General features: G+C 34.0%; 16 protein-coding genes. 11 read left to right on the forward strand and 5 right to left on the reverse strand.

Features of this window, described 5'->3' with window-relative positions:
- Positions 1-2 precede the first annotated feature (2 nt).
- From AC3WRL_RS09215 to AC3WRL_RS09235, 5 genes are all read right to left on the reverse strand, one after another.
- On the reverse strand, positions 3-1,256 hold the full coding sequence (locus AC3WRL_RS09215; RefSeq protein WP_214830769.1) for an ABC transporter ATP-binding protein: 1,254 nt from the start codon (positions 1,254-1,256) through the stop codon (positions 3-5).
- A 61-nt stretch (positions 1,257-1,317) separates the two neighbouring features.
- Positions 1,318-2,166, reverse strand: a complete 849-nt coding sequence (locus tag AC3WRL_RS09220; protein ID WP_261510909.1) for an ABC transporter permease — start codon at positions 2,164-2,166, stop codon at positions 1,318-1,320.
- A gap of 172 nt (positions 2,167-2,338) precedes the next feature.
- Positions 2,339-3,202: a glucose-1-phosphate thymidylyltransferase RfbA gene (gene rfbA, locus AC3WRL_RS09225; RefSeq protein ID WP_214830772.1), complete on the reverse strand. Its 864-nt coding sequence runs from the start codon at positions 3,200-3,202 to the stop codon at positions 2,339-2,341.
- Between the two features lie 17 nt (positions 3,203-3,219).
- Positions 3,220-4,299 carry a dTDP-glucose 4,6-dehydratase gene (rfbB, locus tag AC3WRL_RS09230; protein WP_214830775.1) on the reverse strand — a complete coding sequence of 360 codons (1,080 nt, stop codon included), beginning with the start codon at positions 4,297-4,299 and terminating at the stop codon, positions 3,220-3,222.
- A gap of 165 nt (positions 4,300-4,464) precedes the next feature.
- On the reverse strand, positions 4,465-5,778 hold the full coding sequence (locus AC3WRL_RS09235; protein WP_261510910.1) for a UDP-glucose dehydrogenase family protein: 1,314 nt from the start codon (positions 5,776-5,778) through the stop codon (positions 4,465-4,467).
- A 215-nt stretch (positions 5,779-5,993) separates the two neighbouring features.
- Here AC3WRL_RS09235 and rimP point away from each other — a divergent pair, with 215 nt between their 5' ends.
- The 11 genes from rimP (at position 5,994) to AC3WRL_RS09290 (ending at position 23,574) form a co-directional block, all read left to right on the forward strand.
- The gene (gene rimP, locus AC3WRL_RS09240) at positions 5,994-6,461 is read left to right on the forward strand and encodes a ribosome assembly cofactor RimP (protein WP_214830779.1); all 468 of its coding nucleotides are present in this window, start codon (positions 5,994-5,996) and stop codon (positions 6,459-6,461) included.
- Between the two features lie 16 nt (positions 6,462-6,477).
- Complete coding sequence (nusA, locus tag AC3WRL_RS09245; RefSeq protein ID WP_172282359.1) at positions 6,478-7,713, forward strand: transcription termination factor NusA; 1,236 nt, start codon at positions 6,478-6,480, stop codon at positions 7,711-7,713.
- Positions 7,714-7,792: 79 nt separating this feature from the next.
- Positions 7,793-10,774: a translation initiation factor IF-2 gene (infB, locus tag AC3WRL_RS09250; protein ID WP_261510911.1), complete on the forward strand. Its 2,982-nt coding sequence runs from the start codon at positions 7,793-7,795 to the stop codon at positions 10,772-10,774.
- A gap of 304 nt (positions 10,775-11,078) precedes the next feature.
- Entirely contained in the window at positions 11,079-13,961 is a 2,883-nt protein-coding gene (locus tag AC3WRL_RS09255) for a SusC/RagA family TonB-linked outer membrane protein (protein WP_261510912.1), read from the forward strand.
- Positions 13,962-13,972: 11 nt separating this feature from the next.
- Entirely contained in the window at positions 13,973-15,385 is a 1,413-nt protein-coding gene (locus AC3WRL_RS09260; protein ID WP_261510913.1) for a RagB/SusD family nutrient uptake outer membrane protein, read from the forward strand.
- A gap of 81 nt (positions 15,386-15,466) precedes the next feature.
- The gene (locus AC3WRL_RS09265; RefSeq protein WP_492330148.1) at positions 15,467-16,144 is read left to right on the forward strand and encodes a hypothetical protein; all 678 of its coding nucleotides are present in this window, start codon (positions 15,467-15,469) and stop codon (positions 16,142-16,144) included.
- Positions 16,145-16,186: 42 nt separating this feature from the next.
- On the forward strand, positions 16,187-18,124 hold the full coding sequence (locus AC3WRL_RS09270; protein WP_492330149.1) for a putative porin: 1,938 nt from the start codon (positions 16,187-16,189) through the stop codon (positions 18,122-18,124).
- A gap of 15 nt (positions 18,125-18,139) precedes the next feature.
- Positions 18,140-19,726, forward strand: coding sequence for a bacillithiol biosynthesis cysteine-adding enzyme BshC (gene bshC, locus AC3WRL_RS09275; RefSeq protein WP_492330150.1), 1,587 nt, complete (start codon positions 18,140-18,142; stop codon positions 19,724-19,726).
- A 38-nt stretch (positions 19,727-19,764) separates the two neighbouring features.
- Entirely contained in the window at positions 19,765-21,714 is a 1,950-nt protein-coding gene (locus AC3WRL_RS09280) for a LysM peptidoglycan-binding domain-containing protein (RefSeq protein WP_492330151.1), read from the forward strand.
- Between the two features lie 68 nt (positions 21,715-21,782).
- Complete coding sequence (gene fabD / locus AC3WRL_RS09285) at positions 21,783-22,658, forward strand: ACP S-malonyltransferase (protein WP_214830800.1); 876 nt, start codon at positions 21,783-21,785, stop codon at positions 22,656-22,658.
- 10 nt (positions 22,659-22,668) lie between these two features.
- Positions 22,669-23,574: a GYDIA family GHMP kinase gene (locus AC3WRL_RS09290; protein WP_492330152.1), complete on the forward strand. Its 906-nt coding sequence runs from the start codon at positions 22,669-22,671 to the stop codon at positions 23,572-23,574.
- Positions 23,575-23,583: the final 9 nt, after the last annotated feature.

The raw sequence follows: 23,583 nt of genomic DNA on the forward strand, positions 1-23,583 counted from the left end.
TGTTATTTTATATCATATTTAAAATCTGGTCTAATAATTCCCGGTAGAGAATTTATATTAGTACCACGTTTAACATTCTCAACTTCAAAACCTATAATTTCATTGGCTATATAAAGAGGGATTTTTTGATCTTCCCCGAAAATTAATTTGAAATAATAATTTCCTGCATTAAGAAGATTGGAAGGAATTTCAAATTCTACTATGTATTCTTTTTTTCGGGAACTGTTGTTTGTTGCTACGAAGGCTCCCGTATGAAAAACTACAGCTTCTTCATAGGTTCTCAATTCGAATGTAGTATCCAGATTGATATTCTCTTTGAAATTATAAAATCTCAATCTTATTTTAATCCCAGATTCAATATCTAGAAATGGTCCTTGTATTGGTTTCGTAGAGAATTCCAATATCCTGATATTTTCATTTCCTAAAGCTGTCTCCAGAGAACCCTCATGGATATAACTACTTTGTCTTTCTGCATTTTTTTGATACTCTGTAATAGTTTGTAGAATATTTCCAGAATAATCCAGATGCCCCTGATTTAATAAAAGCCCACTTTTACAAAGTTCTTTTATAGCGGTCATATTATGGCTTACAAAAAGAATAGTTCTTCCTTCTCCTTTCGTAACATCACCCATCTTTCCAAGGCATTTTTTTTGAAAATCGGCATCTCCAACAGCTAGAACTTCATCTACGATAAGAATTTCTGATTCAAGATGGGCCGCAACGGCAAAGGCTAATCGCACATACATCCCCGAAGAATATCTTTTTACTGGGGTATCGATATATCTTTCAACACCAGAAAAATCTACTATTTCATCAAATTTGCGCTTGATTTCTTTACGCGTCATTCCTAAAATAGCACCATTTAGGAAAACATTTTCCCGGCCCGTCATTTCAGGATGAAATCCAGTTCCTACTTCCAATAATGATGCAATTCTTCCTTGCGTGTATATTTTGCCTGTGGTAGGTTTAGTTACTTTACTTAAAAGTTTTAATAAAGTAGATTTACCAGCTCCATTTCTGCCAATGATTCCAACAGCATCTCCCTGTTCTACTTCAAAGTCGATATCACGAAGTGACCATACATATTCAGAATCGCCTTTTGTCGTTCTGTCATTGGTGTCTCCAATTTTTAAATAGGGATCTTCTTTGCCTCTTACTCTATACCAGAATCTGTTTAGATCATGAGTAAGAGTTCCTGTACCCACTTGTCCTAAGCGGTACTGTTTTGATATATTTTCAGCTTTTAAAGCCAGCATGTTTTTTAATTTAAAGAATTAGACTTCTACTATAAATTCTAACAGTTTTTTACTGTTTTAATTATACAGTATCCATAAAAGTTTTTTCAACCCTGTTAAAAATAACAGTTCCTATCGCTAGAAGTACCAGGATTATGCCCGTACTGATTCCTAGCATGAGTGGAGAAAAATTTCCAACACCCAGCCATGCATATTTAAAGCATTCGAAAATACCTGTCAAAGGATTATAATAAGCCAGGCTTTTGAAACCTGCAGGAAGTGAAGATGTCGGATATATAACTGGGGTAGCATACATATATAAACTTACACCAAATCCAAGAAGCATATTCAAATCCTTATATTTTGTTGTGAGAGAAGAAAAAATCATTCCCACACCTAATGCAAAAAGCGCCATAAGAATAACCAGGAAGGGGGTAGCAAGTATCCAGATATTTGGATGTGCTTCTCCTTTTGCGAAATAATATCCCCATACCATTATAAATAGTATGAATTGTACACCAAACCTCATTAGGTTGGAAATTACAATTGATAAAGGAGTTACCAATCTTGGAAAATAAACTTTTCCAAAGATGCCAGCATTTCCGGCGAAGGTATAGGATGTACCCGTTAATGAAGTTGAAAAATAGTTCCAAAGCGTAATTCCAGCCAGATAAAAAAGTAGAGGTGGAGCTCCGTCAGTTGGTAGTTTGGCTATTCTTCCAAAAACAATTAAATAGGTAATTGTTGTAAAAATAGGATTGATAAAAAACCATATGGGTCCAAGCACGGTTTGTTTAAAGCTGGATACAAAGTCTCTCTTTACAAACATATAAATAAGATCCTTATATCTCCATACCTCTTTGAATTTTAAATCAAAGAGAGAATGATTAGCTTCAATTGTTTCTGTCCACTTTTGTTGTGGTTCAATCATTTGTGTTAAGTTTATGCAAATTTACAATAATTAATTTTCTCATAGTTCCAGATATTATGAATTGTTATTCATGTAAAAACCAAAAATAATAACTAATATATTGATATTTATTATTATAAACAAAAGCTGTAACCAATGAAGACAACAGCTTTATAAATTTCTATGGTAAAAATTATTTGTTTACAAGTTGAGTGAGATATTTTCCATACCCACTTTTCCCATATTTTAAAGCCGTGTTTAAAAGCTTCTCCTCGTCAATAAATTTATTTCTGAATGCAATTTCTTCAATACATCCAATTTTGAAGCCTTGTCTTTTTTCAATAACACTTACAAACTCTGAGGCATCATGAAGAGAGTCAAATGTTCCTGTGTCTAACCAGGCCGTTCCCCTGTCTAAAACACCAACTTCAAGTTTTCCTTTTTTAAGATAGACATTGTTTACATCTGTGATTTCGAGCTCGCCACGAGCTGAGGGTTGTATGTTTTTAGCGATCTCTACAACTTCATTGTCATAAAAATATAAACCAGGAACTGCATAATTTGATTTTGGATGAACAGGCTTTTCTTCTATAGATACAGCCTTGAAATCCTGATCAAATTCTACAACACCATATCTTTCGGGATCAGAAACATGGTAAGCAAAAACAACACCTCCATCAGGATTTGTTTTGTTTTTTAATAAAGTTCCCATTTCTGAGCCATAAAAAATATTATCCCCAAGCACTAATGCTACAGGATCATTTCCAATAAAAGAATCTCCAAGGATAAATGCTTGTGCCAGACCATCGGGACTTGGCTGGACCATGTACTCTATATTGCAGCCTATCTGAGAGCCGTCTCCTAAAAGTTTAATAAAGCCTTCCTGATCATGAGGGGTAGTAATGATAAGTATGTCTTTAATTCCGGCTAATAATAATGTTGAGAGGGGGTAATAAATCATTGGTTTGTCATAAACCGGCATCAACTGCTTACTTACGGCAATTGTAAGGGGATAAAGTCTTGTTCCGGAGCCTCCGGCAAGGATAATACCTTTCATCTGTTTGTATTTATAAATTAATTATATTGATTTTCGTAGTATTTCTGATAATCTCCGGAAGTTACATTCTCAAGCCATTCCTTGTTTTCAAGATACCAGTCAATAGTTTTTGATAATCCTTGTTCAAAAGTTACAGATGGTTCCCAGCCCAGATCCTTGTTCAGTTTTGTAGCATCAATAGCGTAACGTTTGTCATGTCCCGGTCTGTCTTTTACGAAAGTGATCAGCTTTTCGGAATAACCTTCTTGTTTTCCAAGTTTAGAATCCATCTGACTGATCAGTTCTTTTACCAAATCAATATTTTGCCATTCATTAAAGCCTCCGATATTATAGGTTTCTCCCGTTTTAGCTTCATTGAAAATCTGATGAATAGCTCTTGCGTGATCAATTACAAATAACCAATCTCTTGTATATTTCCCATCTCCATAAATAGGCAATGGCTTTTCGTTGATAATATTAAAAATACAAAGCGGAATTAACTTTTCTGGGAAATGATTTGGGCCATAATTATTTGAACAGTTAGAAACGATAAAAGGCATACCATAGGTATTTCCATATGCTCGTACTAAATGGTCAGACGCTGCTTTAGAAGCGGAATAAGGAGACTGCGGATCATAAGCTGTTGTCTCCAGAAAAAATCCTGTTTCGCCTAAGCTTCCATATACTTCGTCAGTAGAAACATGATAGAATAAGTTTTGTCTGGGTTCGTTTGGAAATCTCCCATGAGTATGATCTGGATTTAAGGTCCAGAATTCTTTACATAGATTAAGAAGGTTGGCAGTACCATTAACGTTTGTATTGATAAATGCCATAGGGTCGGTAATACTTCTGTCTACATGGCTTTCAGCAGCTAAATGTATTACGGCATCCGGATTATATTTTTCAAAAACCGTTCTTAGTTCCTCAGGTTTTGTTATGTCTGCTTTTTCGAAAATATAATTGGGTTCGTTTTCGATATCTTTTAAATTTTCCAGATTTCCTGCGTAGGTAAGAGCATCAAGATTAATGATTGTTGTATTGGGATTATTTTTTACAAATTCTCTTACAACATGAGAGCCGATAAAACCTGCTCCTCCTGTGATGATTATATTTTTCATTTTAATATTTTGAAAAAAGTTAAAGGTTAAAGATAGTAAAAGTATTAAGATACATTTTACACCATCTATAATATAATGTATAGACTTGTTCTTTTTCTTAAATGTTAATGTTATAGCAGTAGCCTATATACTGGTAAAGAATAGCGTGTGTTATTTTTGAATTCATTAATTAAGTACCGTTTGTCTTCCTATACTTTTATAATAGAATCCATATTGCTTAGGGACTTCCAAGGGATACATATTTCTTCCATCGAAAATAACCTTGTTTTTCATCTTCTCTGCCATAAGTTCAAAATTTGGATTTTTGAATTCCGGCCATTCTGTTGCAATAAATAATGCATCTGCTTCTTCTAAAGCTTCATACATTGTTTTTGCATATTGAATTTGATTCCCAATGATCTTTTGAACATTATTTTCTGCGACAAGATCATAGGCAACTATCTCGGCTCCCTTTTTCAATAAAAGATCTATATTATCTAAAGAAGATGCTTCGCGGATGTCATCTGTATTTGCCTTAAAGGCTAATCCCCATACTGCTATTTTTTTTCCTTTAAGGTTTCCGTCAAAGTATTTTTCAATTTCCGAAACCAAAATTACTTTTTGAGCAATGTTTACATTTTCGGTTGCTTCTAAAATTTGAAAATTAAAATCTTCTTGCTTTCCGGATTTTATTAAAGCCTTCACATCTTTAGGAAAACAACTTCCCCCATATCCGATTCCAGGAAATAAAAAGCGGTGTCCAATTCTATCATCACTTCCCATTCCCAGTCTCACTTTATCTACATCAGCACCCACTTTTTCACAGTAATTGGCGATCTCATTCATAAAAGTAATTTTTACCGCTAAGAAAGAATTTGAGGCATACTTGGTAAGTTCAGATGATTTTTCATCCATGAAAATAATTGGAATCCCAGTATTGGTAAATGGTTGATAAATTTTAGACATGATATTCTTTGCTCTTTCAGAACTTGATCCTACCACTACTCTCGCAGGATTCATTGAATCTTCTACAGCAAAACCTTCTCTCAGAAATTCTGGATTAGAGACAACGTCAAAAGAAATGTCTGTTTTTGAAGAGATCACTTCTCTTACTTTATCTGCAGTTCCTACAGGAACCGTACTTTTATTAACGATGACTTTATATTCTGTCATCATTTCTCCAATGTCATTAGCCACACCAAGTACATAGGACAGATCCGCTGAACCATCTTCTCCCGGAGGGGTAGGGAGTGCGAGGTATACAACTTCACTTTTGTCTAACGCTTCCTTTAAATTGGTGGTGAAAAATAATCTTTGGGATTGAATGTTTCTGTGGAACATTTCTTCAAGGTTCGGCTCATAAATGGGAACAATGCCGTTTTTCATACCTTCTACTTTCTTTTCATCAATATCAACACAGTATACTGAATTGCCAAGTTCTGCAAGGGTAGTTCCTGTAACTAATCCTACATAACCCGTTCCTACAATTGTTATATTCAAAATGTATGTTTTTAAAATTCAGGACAAAAATAATAAAAATACTTTCAACACCTCTTTAAATTTAATGTTAATAGATCCTATGGTTATTTATCTGATAATAAGATGATTTTGCTTTTTTAGAAAAAAAATATTATATTTGCAGAGGATTTACGGAAAAAAATGGGAAGGCTTCGGAAGAAAGCCTTTTTTCGTACTGTAGATCAAGCATAAAATTTATGGAGTTTAGAAAGAAAATTGAAGAATTATTAAATGGATTCCTCGAGACCAGAAAAGATTTATTTCTTACTGATTTAAAGATTTCTGCGGGGGATGATATTACGGTGATTTTAGATGGTGATAATGGAGTTTCTTTGCAGGACTGTCTTGATGCAAGTCGTGCAATAGAGTTCAATATGGATCGCGAAGAGCATGATTTTAGCCTTCAGGTAATGTCTGCTGGATTAAGTGAGCCAATGTCAACTCCAAGGCAGTTTAACAAAAATATAGGAAGAGAGATTGAGATTTTACTTGAAGATTCTTCTAAAATTGAGGGTGAATTGTCAAAAGTGGATGAAGAGAAAATCACACTTGTTTTGCGTTACCGTAAACCAAAAGATATTGGAAAAGGTAAGGTAGATGTGGAAGAGGAAAAGGAAATTCCTTACTCTGAGATTAAAAAGGCATTAGTAGTAATTAAATTTTAAAAAGAAAAAAGAATAAATGGATAATATAGCGTTGATTGAATCCTTTGGTGATTTTAAAGACGAAAAGGGGATCAGTAAGATTGATCTTATGGCAATTATTGAAGATTCACTGAAAACTCTTTTAAGAAAGAGATTTGATTCAGATGATCATTTTGATGTAATTGTAAACCCCGATAAAGGAGATTTTCAGATATTTTTAAATAAAACAATTGTTGAGGATGAAATGTCGGAAGATGATGATTTGGAAATTGAGATTTCTGAAGCAAAAAAAATCGACCCGACTTTTGAAGTAGGTGAAGATTTCACGATGGAAATTCCTGTTGCACAATTAGGAAGAAGGAATATTTTAACTTTAAAGCAAATTTTAGCTACAAAACTGCAGGAACACAATAATGCAATGTTATACGAGCAGTTCAGAGATAGAATTGGAGAGATTGTAGTTGGAGAGATTCACCATATTCGTCACAAACATGTAATTTTGTTGGATGATGAGGGAAATGAATTTATTTTACCAAAAGAAAATCAGATTCCTTCAGACTTCTTTAAAAAAGGTGAAAATATCAGAGCTATTGTTGAATCAGTAGATTTTAAAGGATCTAAGCCGCAGATCATTATTTCAAGAACTGCACCTAAGTTTCTTGAAAAACTATTGGAGCTTGAAATTCCTGAGATCCAAGATGGAACGATCATGCTGAAAAAAGTAGTAAGGATTCCTGGAGAAAAGGCAAAAATTGCAGTAGATGCTTATGATGATAGAATTGATCCGGTTGGTGCTTGTGTGGGTGTTAAAGGATCCAGAATTCATGGAGTTGTAAGAGAGTTGAAAAATGAGAATATAGATGTTATTCAGTGGTCTAAGAATCCTGAAATTTTAGTGAAAAGAGCATTAGGAAATGTTACTATCAATAAAATTGACATCAATGAGAACAGTAGCTATGCATTAGTTTATACCCCTGTAGAAGAAATTTCTAAGGTAATCGGAAAACAAGGTCAGAATATCAGATTGGCTTCTTGGTTGACAGGATATGAAATTGATGTATATAGAGAGTCTAGCGAGGATGACGATGTTGATTTGAGAGAATTTAATGACGATATCGAGCAGTGGATTTTGGATGAATTTAAGAAAGTAGGTCTTACTACTGCGAAATCGGTATTAGATAAAGATACTGAGAGTCTTTTAAATATGGTTGACTTGGAAGAGGAAACTATTGAAGATGTAAAACGCATTCTGAGAGAAGAATTTGAAGATTAAGATTTTTGAATAAATTTTAACAAAAAGTAAAAAAGAAATACTTTAATTTTAAGAATTAAAAAAATAGTAAATAATATAAATGCCAAAAATAAGATTAAATAAAGCGGTTAAGGAATTCAACATTTCGATGTCCAGATTAGTAGAGTTTTTACAGTCAAAGGATTTCGAGGTTGAAAACAATCCTAACGCTCAATTAGAAGAAGCGGCATATTCTGCATTGGAGGCTGAGTTTGCCAAGGATGGCGAACAACGTAAAGCTTCCCATGAGGTGGTGATCATTAAGGTTCCAGAAGAAAAACTGGAAATTGAAGAAAAGAAAACCCCTGAAGTAATAAGAGCTAAAGCTAATAAACCAGAAACTAAGATTTTAGGTAAAATAGATTTGGATTCTAAAAAACCTGAAGTTGAAGAAACTTCTGATGCTCCTGTTATTCCTGTGGCTCCTGTTGAAGAGAAGAAGGAAGAGGTAGTGCCAGAACCGGAAGCTGAAGTTAAAGCAGCTCCCGAAAAACAGGAATTTAAAGTTCTGGATAAAATTGATTTATCTCAAATAGAAACCAGAAACAGACCTGTTAAAAAAGATAAACCAAAAGTGGAGGAGAAAAAAGCTGAAGAAAAACCAATTGAAGTTGTGAAAGAAACTCCGAAACCAGTTGTTGAAACTGAAAATAAACCAATTGCTGAGGTGAAAGAAGAGCCTAAAAAAAATGATGAGCAGCCTCAAGAGCCTCAGAAAATTGAAACAGTTTATCAAAAATTAGACGGTCCTAAAATTGTTGGTGAGAAAATTGACTTAACTCAATTTGCTCCAAAGCCAAATTCAGGGGCGAAAAAGAAAAGAAAAAGAATAGAAAAACCTGGTGGTCCTAATCAACAGAATACAGGAAACAACCAACAAGGTGGTGGTAATAACAATAACCAGGGAGGCGGTCAGAATCGTCCCCAAGGTCAAGGTGGGCCTGGTGGTAACCGTCCTCAAGGACAAGGTGGGCCAGGTGGAAACCGTCCCCCGGGTCAAAGTGGGCCAGGTGGAAACCGTCCTTATAATAATAACAATCAGGGAAGTCGTCCTCCAGGTCAAGGAGGAGGGTTCAAAAAAGGTCCGGGTGGAAACAATAACAACAGACCTGGGCAGAGAACTATGCCTGTTGAATTAACTGATGAACAAGTTAAGAACCAGATTAAAGAAACCCTTGAGAAATTAACAAATAAAGGAGGTAAATCTAAGTCTGCTAAGCATAGAAAAGATAAGAGAACTTACCGTAGAGAACAAGATGAACGTCAGCAGGAAATTGATGCTCAAGACAGAACATTAAAAGTTACTGAGTTTATTACAGTAGGTGAATTAGCTAGTTTAATGAATGTTTCACCAACGGAAGTTATTTCTGCTTGTTTCTCATTAGGAGTTATGGTAACAATGAACCAAAGACTTGAAGCTGATACGTTGTTATTAGTTGCAGATGAATTTGGTTATAAAATTGAATTCTCAGATGCAGACCTGGAAGAGGTAGAGTCTGAAGAGGATATGGATACAGAGGAGGATCTTTCTCCAAGAGCACCAATTGTAACGGTAATGGGACACGTTGACCACGGTAAAACGTCCCTACTTGACTACATCAGAAAAACAAATGTTATTGCTGGTGAATCAGGAGGTATTACACAGCATATTGGAGCCTATAACGTGAAACTGGAAAATGGACAAAGAATAACATTCTTAGATACACCGGGTCACGAAGCATTTACTGCAATGAGAGCCAGAGGTGCTCAGATCACGGATATTGCAATTATTGTAATTGCAGCAGATGATGATGTAATGCCTCAAACCAGAGAAGCTATTTCTCACGCGCAGGCTGCAGGTGTACCAATGATTATTGCATTGAATAAAGTTGACAGACCATCTGCAAATCCTGATAATATTCGTCAGCAACTTTCTGGTATGAATATTTTAGTTGAAGAATGGGGTGGTAATGTTCAGGCACAGGAAATTTCAGCAAAGTTTGGTAATAACATGGATGTTCTATTAGAGAAAGTATTACTTCAGGCAGAAATGCTTGATCTAAAAGCTAATCCAGATAGAAATGCTCAAGGTGTTGTTATTGAGGCTTCACTAGATAAAGGAAGAGGGTATGTTGCTACCATGCTTGTACAAACAGGAACTTTAAAAGTTGGTGACTATGTACTGGCAGGTAAAAACCATGGTAAGGTAAAAGCAATGCTTGACGAAAGGGGTAGAAATCTTACGGAAGCAGGTCCATCAATTCCTGTTACTATTTTAGGTTTAGATGGAGCTCCTACTGCAGGTGATAAGTTTAAAGTATATGAAGATGAAGGAGAAGCTAAAACGATCGCTAATAAGAGAGAGCAGCTTCAAAGAGAACTTTCAATAAGAACTAAGAAGCACACTACGCTTGAAGAACTTGGAAGAAGAATTGCACTGGGTGAATTCAAAGAATTGAACATCATCTTAAAAGGTGACGTGGATGGTTCTGTTGAAGCACTTTCAGATCAGTTACAAAGACTTTCTACTGAAGAAATCAGTGTAAATATCTTGCATAAAGGGGTTGGTCAGATCACTGAATCTGATGTGAACCTTGCTACTGCATCAGATGCTATCATTATTGGATTTAATGTTAGAGCTGGTGGTAATGCTAAAGAATTAGCAGATAAAGAAGAGATTGAGATCAGAACATACTCTGTGATCTATGCTGCTATTGATGAGGTTAAAGAAGCAATGGAAGGTATGCTTTCTCCAGAAATTAAAGAACAGGTAATTGGTAATGTTGAGATCAGAGAAGTATTTAAGATTTCGAAGGTTGGAACAATTGCAGGATGTATGGTTCTTTCAGGAAAAGTTACAAGAAGTGGAAAAGTAAGAGTTTTAAGAGATGGTATCGTTAAATTCGACGGTGAACTGGAAAGCTTAAAACGTTTTAAAGATGATGTAAGAGAAGTAACGAAAGGATACGAATGTGGATTGAACTTAAAAGGTTACAATGACATTGAAATTGGTGATATTCTTGAAGTTTATGAAGAAGTTGCCGTTAAGAAAAAGTTGAAATAATTCACTATTTATAGAAAAAAAGACCACTTTACTCAAAGTGGTCTTTTTTGTTTTCAAAAATATAATTTATAATTATTCTAAATAATATTTTTTAAGATGATAAAAATTTGTTAAAAATATTTTGAAAAGTAAAATATTTGTTTTATAAAAAAGACAAATGTTATTTTTTGTTAAATTCAAGTGGTTTTGACAAATTATTAATCGTAATTGAAAGTAAACGGGATATTTACCACGACCTCAAAAACTTGTAAGTGTTAATATTTATTAACATATTTGCTCCCTTAATATATTAAAATTTGTTAATATGAATGTGAAATTACGTGTATTAACAGCTGGTGTTTTGTTTTTTACAGGCCAAGCTGTGATTGCTCAAAAGAAAACCAACGACACTGTGAAGGAAACTCAGATCGAGGAAGTTGTTATGGTAGGGTTTGGGCAAAAAAAGACTGTGCAGGAAATTACAGGAGCTACAAGTACTATGACAGCTAAAGCAATTGAAGATTTGCCAGTTGCTTCTGTTGATAAAATGTTGCAAGGTAGAGTAACCGGGGTTCAAACGGGTAGTGCCTCTGGCCAGCCAGGTGGATTTGCAAATGTTAGAGTTAGAGGGGTATCTTCTATTAATGGGGTAACATCACCTATTTATATTCTTGATGGTGTTAGAATTGCTAATGGAAGCTTAGGTACTGCCAATGGAACGTCTTCTCTTACAAATATTCTAGCTAACTTAAGTCCTGATGATGTAGAAAGTATTACCGTTTTAAAAGATGCAGTTTCTACTGCAGTTTATGGAGCTGATGCTGGGGCTGGTGTAATTGTAATTACTACCAAATCTGGTAAAAAAGGAAAGCCGAGATTTAATTTATCATTTAACAGTGGTTTTAACCAACAAGCTGTTGATATGGCCAGAAACTATACTGCTGGAGAATATAAGACCTATTTAAAGGATATGTTCAATAATTCACTAAACAGCAATTATTCAATTGATCAGATAGGGAGTGGTGCTTTAACCGGTAAGATATCAGCTTCTGCAAATGCACAGGCAATGGGTATTATGAACTCCCCATACGATACTAATTGGTTAGATATTGTAAGAAAGGATGGTTATCAACAAAATACTGATTTCAGTATGTCAGGAGGAAATGATAAGTTCACCTATTATGCCGCTGCCAGCATGTTTGATCAAAACAGTATTATTTTGAATTCTTTCTTTAAAAGATTATCATATACTACAAAATTGAGTTATCAGGCAACTGATAAATTGAAAATCAGTACTGATTTTCAAATCTCACACAGTAAAACCAGAACTTTAAGTGATGGCGGTGGTTTTGCTAACCCAATGTTGGCTCAGTACTTTAACAGGCCAACAGATCCTGCAAGAAATCCAGATGGATCTTGGTATTTGGGTAATCCTGCTAACAGCAGATTAAGTAATAATCAGTTCAACGTAGGTTATTTACTTGAAAATAATTATATCCAGGCTGGGACATTCAGAGCTTTTGCTAACCTAAATGTTGAATACAAGATTCTAAAGAATTTAACTTATAGATTTGTATTCTCTCCTGAATATATCAATGTTGAAGAAGATACCTATTGGAATCCTCTTCATGGAGATGGTTATGGTTACGGTGGATATAAAAGAAGTTCTGTAAACAGATATTTTAACTTTAACGTACAGAATATTTTAGATTATTCTCAGAAATTTGGAAAGCATAATGTAGGAGCATCATTGATTCAGGAAGCCTATAAGACGGACAGAAAATTCTTGATGAATACTGCTATTACAGTAGGTACTCCAACGCTTCAGACCATAAGCAATTTTGTAGTTCCTTATGGTTATTCTGGAACTCAAAATATTACATCAAGATATGGTTATGCGGCAACGGGACACTACGATTATGACAAATTATTATTGTTAGATGCATCATACCGTAGAGACGTTCTATCTCAATTTACTCCAGGTAGTAAAGCAGGTAACTTCTGGTCTGTAGGTGCAGGGGTTGATTTGGCAAGATTAAGCTTTATTAAAGATATGAATGCTATTTCTATGGCTAAATTCAGAGCATCTTATGGTAAATTAGGAAACCAGGTGACTGCTAACCCATATGCTTTGTATTTATATGATGATAATTATAATGACAGTGCTGCAGCAAGATATTATAATATCTATAATCCAAACTTATCTTGGGAAACCGTTAATCCATTTAACGTTGGTATCGATTTAGGATTCTTAAAAAATAGAATTACAGTTACTGCTGAATACTATAACAAGAAAACAAATGACCTGATTTATAACCTACCATTATCTCCATCACAAGGTGCAATTCTTAATGATAATGGAACATTGAGATATGGTGTAATGTTGGACAACGTAGGAACGCTTGTAAATAAAGGTTTTGAATTCGCAGTAAATGCAGATATCTTTAAAGGAGACAGAAATCAAGTAAATTGGTCTGTTGGTGCGAATCTTTCTACTCTTAAAAATGAAGTTACAGAGTTATATGGAGGGACTGTAAATACAGGTACTACAACGCTTAGAGTTGGAGAAGGTGTTCGTACTTTCTTCCTAAGAAAATGGGCGGGAGTAGACCCATCTAATGGTGATCCTCTATGGTATATCAATGGGGTTGACGGTGAAACAACTAACGATTACAATAAAGCACAACAAGCTGTTCAGGGATCATTCCTAAGTACAATATTTGGAGGAGCAAATACGAGCATTTCATATAAAGGATTTGCTTTAGATCTTCAATTTACATATGGATTTGGAGGTAAGATTTACGATAACTGGGCAAATTATACCTATAGTGATGGGCAGTATTCTCTAAATTATCCAGGATATGGGGATGTTATGGGAGATTACTGGACTCCTCAAAATACAAATGCATCAAATCCAAAACCTTTATATGGTGGTAACAAGCGTTCTAATGGAGCTTCTACAAGATATTTGTATGATGCAGATTACATCAGATTAAGTAATGCAAGATTTGGCTACACATTTAAAGGTGACTTCCTTAATGGAACAGGGCTTAACTCAGTACAACTTTATGTAATGGCTAATAATGCATGGACTCATAATTTTGATGATAGATTGAAATTTGATCCAGAGACCAATATTTCAGGAAGTACTAACTTAAGTTTACCTGTGTTAAAGTCTTATTTATTTGGTGTTAATATTAGCTTCTAAAAAAAGAAAAAATGAATAAAATAATAAAAATAGGATTATTGTCAATCGGTGTTGCAATGACTAATGTAGCATGTTCCGATGACTTTGTAGATAGAGAGTTTTTCCAAGAGGTAGAACAAGCCCCTTTAAAGACTGATAATGAAGTTCAGGCGTTTGTTAGAGGAGGATATACGGCTATGCGCTCAAATACTTATTATGGTGCTGACTTCCTGGCTTATGGAGAAGTAAGATCCGATGAAATGATCAGTAATTTAGCGGGTGGATATTATCAGAATGTAATGAACTACACAATGCTTTCTAATGATGCATATGCAGTAGATACATATAATAAAATCTATGAACTAGTAGCTAAAGCGAATATTGTTATTAACACTGATATGGCTACTATTCAGGGAACCGATAATGATAGAAAGAACTCAAGATATGCTCAAGGGCAGGCTTATGCACTTAGAGCTATTGCATTTTTTGATGCTTTTAGATTGTATGGACAAAAATATATTGCTGGAGGTGAGTCTTTAGGAGTAGTACTGCCATTAAAATATGATCCAAAAGCTCGTATGCCAAGAGCTACCATAGCACAAACCGAAGCACAAATCGATGCTGATTTTACTAAAGCATTAGAATTGATGACCGCTAATGGTTCTGCTGGCAATACAGTTAAAACTGAACTTACAATTAATTCTGTAAAAGGATTGATGTCTAGATTTTATCTTTATAAAGGAGATTATGCAAAAGTAAGATCTCTTACAAATGATATTGTTAATAGTGGAGCTTATTCCGTTGCGCCTGCAGCACTATTGCAAGAAACTTTTAGATTCACAATGAACGGAGCCGCTCCTAACTCTATTTTTGAATTGGCTGTTGGTATTAATTCATCATTGTCTACAAGTTCTTATAGACAAAGACTTAACCCTAATGGTTATGGAAATCTTGTAGTAAATGCAGCTACACAAGATGAGTACGCTACTAATGATGTGCGAAAAGCATTTATTACACTAGTAGGAGGACAAAGATTTCTCTCGTACAATTCTAATGCCTCTGGTGTTGGTAAATATACACAAGGAGTTGGTGCTGATAACATCAAAATGCTTCGTTATGAAGAAATTTTGTTAAATGGAGTTGAAGCCGAACTAAACGGAGGTAGCTCTGCACAAGCACTTATTCATTACAATAAAATTATTACTAATAGAGGATTAACCGCAGTTACTTCTGTTGATATGGATATGCTAAGAAAAGAGAGAATGAAAGAGCTACTTGGTGAAGGTCTTAGACAATGGGATTTAAGAAGATGGGGTATTGCAGTTCCAAGACCAGCTGGAGCTAGTACTAACCAAGATCTTAATGCATTCCCTATCCCAAGACAGGAAACGGATCTTACTGGAACGTTGGTTAGACCAAATCCAGGATACGATAACTCTAATTAATTATACTAATTATAGCATTAATTTAAGCCGCTTCTTAATGAAGTGGCTTTTATTTTGTTATTTTTGTTGTAAAATGGTACTATGAAAAAAATACTTTTAATTGCATGTAGCTTCACAATATCATTGATGAATGCTCAGGTCGGTAATGAAAACATATCTTATTCTCCAGGAACTTTTTTTATGAGAGCAAATCGACCAACAACTAAAGAATATGTCATAGAAGGAAGTCCATATATCAATGGTGAAAAATTTGAGAAAGTAATTATAAAAGATTTTAGTAAGAATGTTCAGGATCTTCGTTATAATGCGTATGAAGATGAAATGGAATTTAAAGAAGGTGAAGAAATATATTATGCAAATAAACTAAATAATCTTAAAATACAATTTCCGACACTCAATAAAACTTATAAATCTCTTACTTATACCTACAATGGTAAAACAAAAGCTGGATACTTAGTATTATTAGTCGATAATTTAAAATATTCACTTTATAAAAAAGAAAACATAGAATTGCTAAAGGGAGAGAAAAGCACGAATGCATATACTAAGGATGCTAATGATTATTATGCAAAGGATAAAGACCTGTATCTTATTTTAAAAAATAATCAGTTCAATAAATTTCCTAAGAATATATCAGATGCTGCAGAAGCTTTCTCTATAGATAAAAAGGAACTTGAAAATTTTATAAAGTCGAACAAAATCAATTTTGGCAAAGAAGCGGATCTTATAAAGTTAGTTGAGTTTATAAATCAGCATTAATTTATTAAAAAAACATGTACTTTTGTATTTCAAAATTAGCGAATGAAATACCTATTTTTTATAATTATCTTCTTTAGTGGTCTCTCTAATGCACAGGTAGTTAATAAAACAGATTCTAATAGGCTTGAAAAAAAACTGGCAGATACTCTGGTTATTGATTCAGGAAAGAAGGATTCTTTAAAAATATTTAAACCTACTATCAATGATTATCTGTATCAGACCCAATTTTCTGAAAAGAAAATATTTGATACAGTAATGACCTATGATAAAACCTATATCTTTTCACAATATAATAACAAAGATAACTTTGGAAGGGTTCAGTTTCCCAATGTAGGATCTGGATTTAATCCTCTTTCTTATGAGGTAAATGCAGAACAAAATTTATCATTATTACCTTCCAATAAATCATATGGGATTATAGGAATTAGTGATGTTAAATATTATGATGTAAAAACGCCAACGGCCACTTTTATATATCATAATTCAATAAAGAATGGGGCTATTTTGAAATCTACATATACTCAAAATATTGGAAAGCGTTTTAATTTTGCCTTGGAATATATGGGACTTCGGTCGCAAGGTCTTTATAGAAATTCGTTAGCAGCCAATAATAACACTTTGTTCTCGGGACATTACATTAGTAAAAGTGGGAACTATGAATTGTTTGCTCATTACCTACATCAAAATGTGAATAACCAGGAGAATGGAGGGATTGTTGCGGACGATCTTTTTCAAAGTGGAAATAGTGATTTTCGAAACAGGCTCAATGCTGAAGTAAATCTGGCTTCTTCAAGTTCGCAGTTTGGCTATAGGAGATATTACTTAAGTCATCAGTTTACACCTTTTAATTCTGAAAAATTTCCTTTTAGGATAAGACATACTATTTTTAATCAGGGAAATAAATACTATTACACAGAAGGGGCTCTAGAAGGATATTGGTACGATGCTCCATCAGAAATTGTCAGCGGCTTTCCTCTTTCTACCAAGAAATATTCAAATAATCTAAGCAATACGGTGAGTTTGGTTTGGGATAATGAAAAATTTAAGCTAGATGCTGGAGTACGTTATCAAATGCTGAAATTTGGTGCAACGCAGACTACCTTGCCGCTTTCACAAATTCCTAACGAAATTAAAGAAAGCAGAATTGGGGCTGTAGGAAATCTTCAGGTGAAACTTTTAGATAAAATCCAATTAAATTCATTTGTAGAATTTTCAAATGGCAGTCAATTCGGGACTTATCTAAAAACAACAAATAATATAAAATTTGAACCTATTAAAGATTACTTTGTAAATGCTAAAGTAAATTTCCAGAGCACCTATCCTACATTCAATTATCTTTTAAACACTTCAGTATATAATAAATTCAATTATGTTCTGCAGGATGTGAAAAATCAGTCAATAACTGAGATTGGAGGAAATATCAATCTTAAATGGTTTAAAACAGAATTGTTCGTTAACTATTTTAGAATTGATAACTACACCTATCTTGATGCAGCGTCAATGCCAAAGCAAAGTCAAAGCTCATTGAATATCTCTCAGATCGGAGGAGATGCAACATTCAGTTTTGGTAGGTATCATTTAAATACAAGAGTGCAATTTCAGAATGCATTGACAAATAAAGAATTATATCCGATGCCTGGGTTTATAGGAAGAGTTAATTTTTTCTATCAGGCAAAAGCATTTAAAAATGCTGCTGAAATACAGGCAGGTTTGAAAGTTTATTATTTCTCGAAGTTTGCTTCAAGAGAATATTTTCCAATACTTAATGAATACATTTTACCAAGAGCTGATTCATTTTCAATTGGAGGGCAGCCCATTGCCGATATTTACATTAATATGAAAGTGAAAAAAATGTTCTTCTTTGTTGAAGGACAGCAAATTGGCACTCTCATATCATCTAATAAAGCCTATGCATTTCCACATTATCCGGTTTATGACTTCAGATTGAACCTTGGAATTGTTTGGTATTTGTTCAACTAAAAAGCTAAATTACAGTTGAAAACAATTAATAAAATATCATTTAATGATATAGAAAACATACCTCAATTAATAAAAGATTTTTTAGATCAGAAAATTGAGGGCTTTGAGGAAAGTACATTTTCTTTAGAACATTTTACAAAACAGATTCATCTGAAACAAGAATCTTTTACATCAGAACAGAGGGATGTACTCTTTAATGTGCTTGAACAACAACTTTCAAACCTTAAGCTTTCGACTAGGCAAAAGGAAAACCTGGAAAATTTAAAACTTCCGGATACATTTACAATTACAACAGGACATCAATTAAACTTATTTTCAGGGCCTGTTTTTTTTGTCTATAAAATTTTACAGACTATTAAAACCTGTTCTTACTTAAAAGTTCATTTTCCGGATTTTAATTTTGTTCCCGTTTATTGGATGGCTTCAGAAGATCATGATTTTGCTGAGATCAATCATTTTAAAACGGAAAATAACTACTACGAGATTAATGAAAAGTCAGGTGGACCCGTTGGAAGAATCGAAGTAAGTGATACATTTTTCATTTCTGAATTTGAAAAGGAATTCAAAGATTCTGTTTTTGGGACGGAACTTATTTTAATGCTTAAAGAAGCATATAAGGTTGGAAATACACTTACTGACGCCATTAAAATTTTGGTCAACAGACTTTTCTCTGACTTTGGATTACTGATCATTGATGGAGATTCTAAGGAATTGAAAAATCAGATAAAAGATATTTTCAAAGATGAGATTCTTAATTCCAGTTTGTATAATGTATCAAAAGAAAAAGTGAACTTTCTGACTGGGAAGTATGGAAAGGTTCAGGTGAATCCTCGGGAAATCAATCTCTTTTACTTTTCAGAAACTAGAGATAGGATCGACTTTGATGGAAACAAATACATTATTATTGATAAAGGTCTTCAATTTAGCAGGGAAGAGATTTTAAATGAGTTAGAAGATTCTCCTGAGAGATTTAGCCCAAATGCATTGATGAGACCAGTATATCAGGAAAAGGTATTGCCTAATTTAGCATATATAGGAGGTAATGCTGAAATCATGTATTGGTTGGAATTAAAGGATTATTTTGATACGATTAACATTCCATTTCCCATTCTTATTCCGAGAAATTCAATGCTTTTTCTTCAAGATAAAACCCTAAAGAAAATAGATAAATTAAATCTGAAAATTGATGATTTTTTCCAGAATTTCGCTACTATAACCAATGGAAAGATTTTGGATGACAGTGCTGTTGTTAAAGTATTAGAAGAAAAGGAAAGTCTTTTGATTAATAGTTTTTCCGATTTAAGAGCTATTGCTGAAACGACTGAGAGGTCTTTTGGAAATATGGTTAAGGCAGAAGAGGTAAGACAGCTTAAATCTTTTAAAAGGATGAAAAAACGTCTTCTACATGCCGAAAAAATAAAACAAAATGAATTACTTGAAAGGCTGGAAAATTTATTTTTAGATGTACATCCTTCTAAAACCTGGCAGGAAAGAGTTTATAATTTTAGTGTATTTTTTGCGGATTATGGATATTCATGGCTTGAAACTTGTTTAGAAGAAATGGTGGTTCAAGAATCAAAATTAATAATTGTTGCCATTTAATTTTAAAGGAGTATTTTTGTAAATTATAAGTATCTACTATGATAAAAAGGTTTTTTATTCTATCCAGTTTATGTATGGTTTTGGGTGTTTCTGCTCAACAATCACATACCGTAGTTAAAGGAGATAATCCTTATAATATTGCTAGAAAATATGGCATAACTGTAGATGAACTGCTGAAACTAAATCCAAAATTTAAAGAAGGCAAACTGGCTATTGGTGATGTGCTTACGGTTAAGTCCGATAAAAGTTCTGTAAAAAGTCCTGCAAGTACTATTACTAAAGCTGCCGTTGTAGAAAAGGCTAAACCGACTTCTCAGACTGGAAAAATCATTTTGCAGCCAAAACAAACTATTTATGGGATTACAAAGCAATACCGTATTTCTGAAACTGATTTAAGAAAATTGAATCCGGAATTGGATTCACATATGAAAATTGGCGATGAAATTACTCTGCCTTTTGATAGTATTAAGAAATATGGTGGTGACCAACAGCCGGTAGTAGCTTCTAAGCCAACTGAAAAACCTGTTGATGTAATCGCTATAAATAATGCATCAGACGAAGAAAGTTATACGATTCAGTCAAAAGATAATTACTATAGAATTACAAAACAGTTTGGAATCAGCCAACAAGAACTGTATACTTTAAATCCTGGATTGGAAGAAAAAGGATTAAAACCTGGTGAGGTTATTAAGGTCAAGAAATCAAATACGACTGCTGTTGTTTCTGAGCCAGTGAATACCAAAGCTAAAATTGATTCAGGAAACGAAAAATCATCAACGAATTCATCCAATACAAATACAGTTTTGGCAGATGAATATGTAACATATACCGTTCAACAAGGTGATACTGTTTTCTCTATTGTTAACAAATATGGGATATCCATTGATGAATTAATTGCTTTAAACCCAGATTTATCACATGGATTAAAAACAGGGATGGTTTTAAAAATAAAAAAACTTGACCCTGCTTACATAAAGAAAAGTGGAGATGCATTAAGTGTTGTGTTAATGCTTCCTTTCGGATATAGCACAAACGAGACTCAATACAGAACCATGGCAATTGATTTCCTTACAGGGGCGAAATTAGCTATTGAAAGAAATGCCAGAACCGGACAAAAACTTGATATAAAAATTGTGGATTCCGGAAATGAAGCTTCATTTAGAAACTCATTAACTCAAATCAATCCTAATAATACAGATTTGATCATCGGCCCATTCTTTAAATCCAATGTTATTGACGTACTGGATTTTACCAAAACCCAAAAAATTCCTATTGTAGCTCCATTTGCTAACTCTCCTGAGCTGTATAATTATAGTAATTTGGTTATTATTGAAACGAATGATCAGACCTATGCTGATAAGATCGTAGATGAAGTGAAGGCAGTATATTCCGATCAAAAGATATATATAGTTGCTGATGGTAAAAAAGATAACGCCAATTATATTAAGGCAGGTCTTGAAAAGGCGGTTAAAAATCCAAATGTGATGATTGTAGGTTCTCCTGCAGAAATCAAAGCGGATCAAAATATGATGACCGGACAATCAGCGCCGGTAATTGCAATTTTAGCCAGTGATAATGATGGTACCGGGGAAGCTTTTTCAAATAAAATAATTGCATTGTCAAAAGAAGTGCAGGGAGTAAAAGCTTTCAGTATGTATTATGTCCCAAGTTTTGAGAAAAAAGTTGACGAGCTTAGTCAGGTTAATCTGGTTTATCTAATGGATAGAAAGATCAATACAGATGGAAGTTTTGAAAAGGAAATCCTTGCAGCCTATAAAAGTAAATATTGTAAGACTCCTCCAAGATATGCAATCATTGGGTTCGATGTTGTAAATGATATGTTAACAAGAGAGAACAAAAAAGGAGAAATCTTTAAACAAATGAATAAAATTCAGACCCAGCTTGCGACTAAGTTTGAGTTTGTAAAGTCCAAAGCTAATGGTGCTTATGTAAATACAGGCTATCGTGTGATTCGATTGGTTCCTTAGAGAAGAGGATTGCATTAAGGAAATTCTTAATATTATATTTATATTTGCATAATATTTTAAATTAATAGATGAAAGCACTTGTATTTCCTGGGCAGGGTTCTCAATTCGTTGGGATGGGAAAAGAATTATATGATTCTCGAAAAGACATAAAGGACTTGATGGAATCTGCCAATGAAATTTTAGGTTTTGATATTCTCTCCCTTATGTTTAATGGGGCGGATGAGGATCTTAAAAAAACTGAGGTTACACAACCTTCTATTTTTATACATTCAGTAGCTGCTCTAAAAGCAGTAAACGGTCTTGGTGCTGAAATGGTGGCAGGTCATTCTTTAGGTGAATTTTCAGCACTTGTTGCTAATGGAGTTTTATCTTTTGATGATGGACTTAAGTTAGTTTCTGAAAGAGCAAAAGCAATGCAGGAAGCTTGTGATGCAAATCCAAGTTCTATGGCTGCAATTTTGGGATTAGAAGATGCTAAAGTTGAAGATATCTGTGCTCAGATTAACGGAATTGTTGTTCCGGCAAATTATAACTGTCCTGGACAATTAGTGATTTCCGGAGAAACAGCAGCTGTAGAAGAGGCTTGTATAAAATTAAAAGAGGCAGGTGCTAAAAGAGCGTTATTATTACCTGTAAATGGTGCTTTCCATTCTCCATTGATGCAGCCGGCACAAGAGAAATTAGCTGCTGCAATTGAGCTTACCAAATTTAGAAAAGCAACTATTCCGGTTTATCAGAATATTACAACAACAGCGGTTACTAACCCTGACGAAATTAAACAAAACTTGATTGCACAACTAACAGGTCCTGTAAAGTGGACGCAATCTGTTCAGAATATGATTAAAGATGGTGCTTCTAACTTCGTAGAAGTTGGACCAGGAAAGACGCTTCAAGGATTGATCAAAAAGATTGATGGTTCTGTAGACGTTGCTTCTGCAATCTAAACAAAATAATATGGGCGAGATATTTTCACCAGGAAAGCTGATGCTGACTTCAGAATATTTCGCAATAGATGGAGCTCTTGTCCTAGCGGTACCAACCAAACTAGGACAAGAGTTTTTTTTTGATGAAAAAAATGATCGGAAGTCATTAATTTTCTGGAAAGCCTATCATCAGAATAAACTTTGGTTAGAAGCTGTCATTGATTATAAAGAGTGGCAGATCCTGGATACCAATATTCCTATAAGTGCGGAGTTTATTGTAAAAACTTTAAAGAATGTACAACAATTTTCAAATAGCAAACTTGCTGGAACAGATTCCTATTATTTAAAAACAAATCTTCAGTTTCCTTCCGATTTTGGATTGGGAAGCAGTTCTACCTTAATGAATAATCTTTCCGAGTGGGCAGGAATAAATGCTTTTCAGTTAAATACCATGAGCTTAGGCGGAAGTGGTTATGATATCGCTGTTGCAAAAGAGAAATCTGCAGTTCTTTACCAAAACAAACCCGAAATACACTATAAAAAGGTAACCTTCAATCCTGTTTTCAAAGATGAATTGATCTTTATTCATTTAAATCAGAAACAAGACAGTAGAGAGGCTATTAATCTTTATAAATCTAAAGTAAAATCTGATGAATTAATCGAAGAGTTCTCAAATCTTACAAAAGAAATTTTATTGTGCAATAAATTGGATAATTTTTCACGATTAATGGAGATTCACGAACAAAAAATTTCTCACTTTCTGAACATGCCAACAGTTAAGGATCGGCTTTTTGAAGACTGTCCCTTTTTTGTAAAAAGTTTGGGCGCATGGGGAGGTGATTTTGTGATGAGTGCCAAATTCAGGGGCTTTAAGGACTATTTTCGGGGAAAAGGTTTTAATACTATTTTTGATTGGGATAATATAATTAACTCATAAACAACAATT

Source organism: Chryseobacterium sp. FW101-FHT12H09, from assembly GCF_058790395.1.

Coding starts and splice junctions, on each gene's coding strand:
- AC3WRL_RS09215 (WP_214830769.1), bottom strand. CDS start 1,256: ATGCTGGCTTTAAAAGCTGAAAATATATCAAAACAGTACCGCTTAGGA.
- AC3WRL_RS09220 (WP_261510909.1), bottom strand. CDS start 2,166: ATGATTGAACCACAACAAAAGTGGACAGAAACAATTGAAGCTAATCAT.
- rfbA (WP_214830772.1), bottom strand. CDS start 3,202: ATGAAAGGTATTATCCTTGCCGGAGGCTCCGGAACAAGACTTTATCCC.
- rfbB (WP_214830775.1), bottom strand. CDS start 4,299: ATGAAAAATATAATCATCACAGGAGGAGCAGGTTTTATCGGCTCTCAT.
- rimP (WP_214830779.1), top strand. CDS start 5,994: ATGGAGTTTAGAAAGAAAATTGAAGAATTATTAAATGGATTCCTCGAG.
- nusA (WP_172282359.1), top strand. CDS start 6,478: ATGGATAATATAGCGTTGATTGAATCCTTTGGTGATTTTAAAGACGAA.
- infB (WP_261510911.1), top strand. CDS start 7,793: ATGCCAAAAATAAGATTAAATAAAGCGGTTAAGGAATTCAACATTTCG.
- AC3WRL_RS09255 (WP_261510912.1), top strand. CDS start 11,079: ATGAATGTGAAATTACGTGTATTAACAGCTGGTGTTTTGTTTTTTACA.
- AC3WRL_RS09260 (WP_261510913.1), top strand. CDS start 13,973: ATGAATAAAATAATAAAAATAGGATTATTGTCAATCGGTGTTGCAATG.
- AC3WRL_RS09265 (WP_492330148.1), top strand. CDS start 15,467: ATGAAAAAAATACTTTTAATTGCATGTAGCTTCACAATATCATTGATG.
- AC3WRL_RS09270 (WP_492330149.1), top strand. CDS start 16,187: ATGAAATACCTATTTTTTATAATTATCTTCTTTAGTGGTCTCTCTAAT.
- AC3WRL_RS09280 (WP_492330151.1), top strand. CDS start 19,765: ATGATAAAAAGGTTTTTTATTCTATCCAGTTTATGTATGGTTTTGGGT.
- fabD (WP_214830800.1), top strand. CDS start 21,783: ATGAAAGCACTTGTATTTCCTGGGCAGGGTTCTCAATTCGTTGGGATG.
- AC3WRL_RS09290 (WP_492330152.1), top strand. CDS start 22,669: ATGGGCGAGATATTTTCACCAGGAAAGCTGATGCTGACTTCAGAATAT.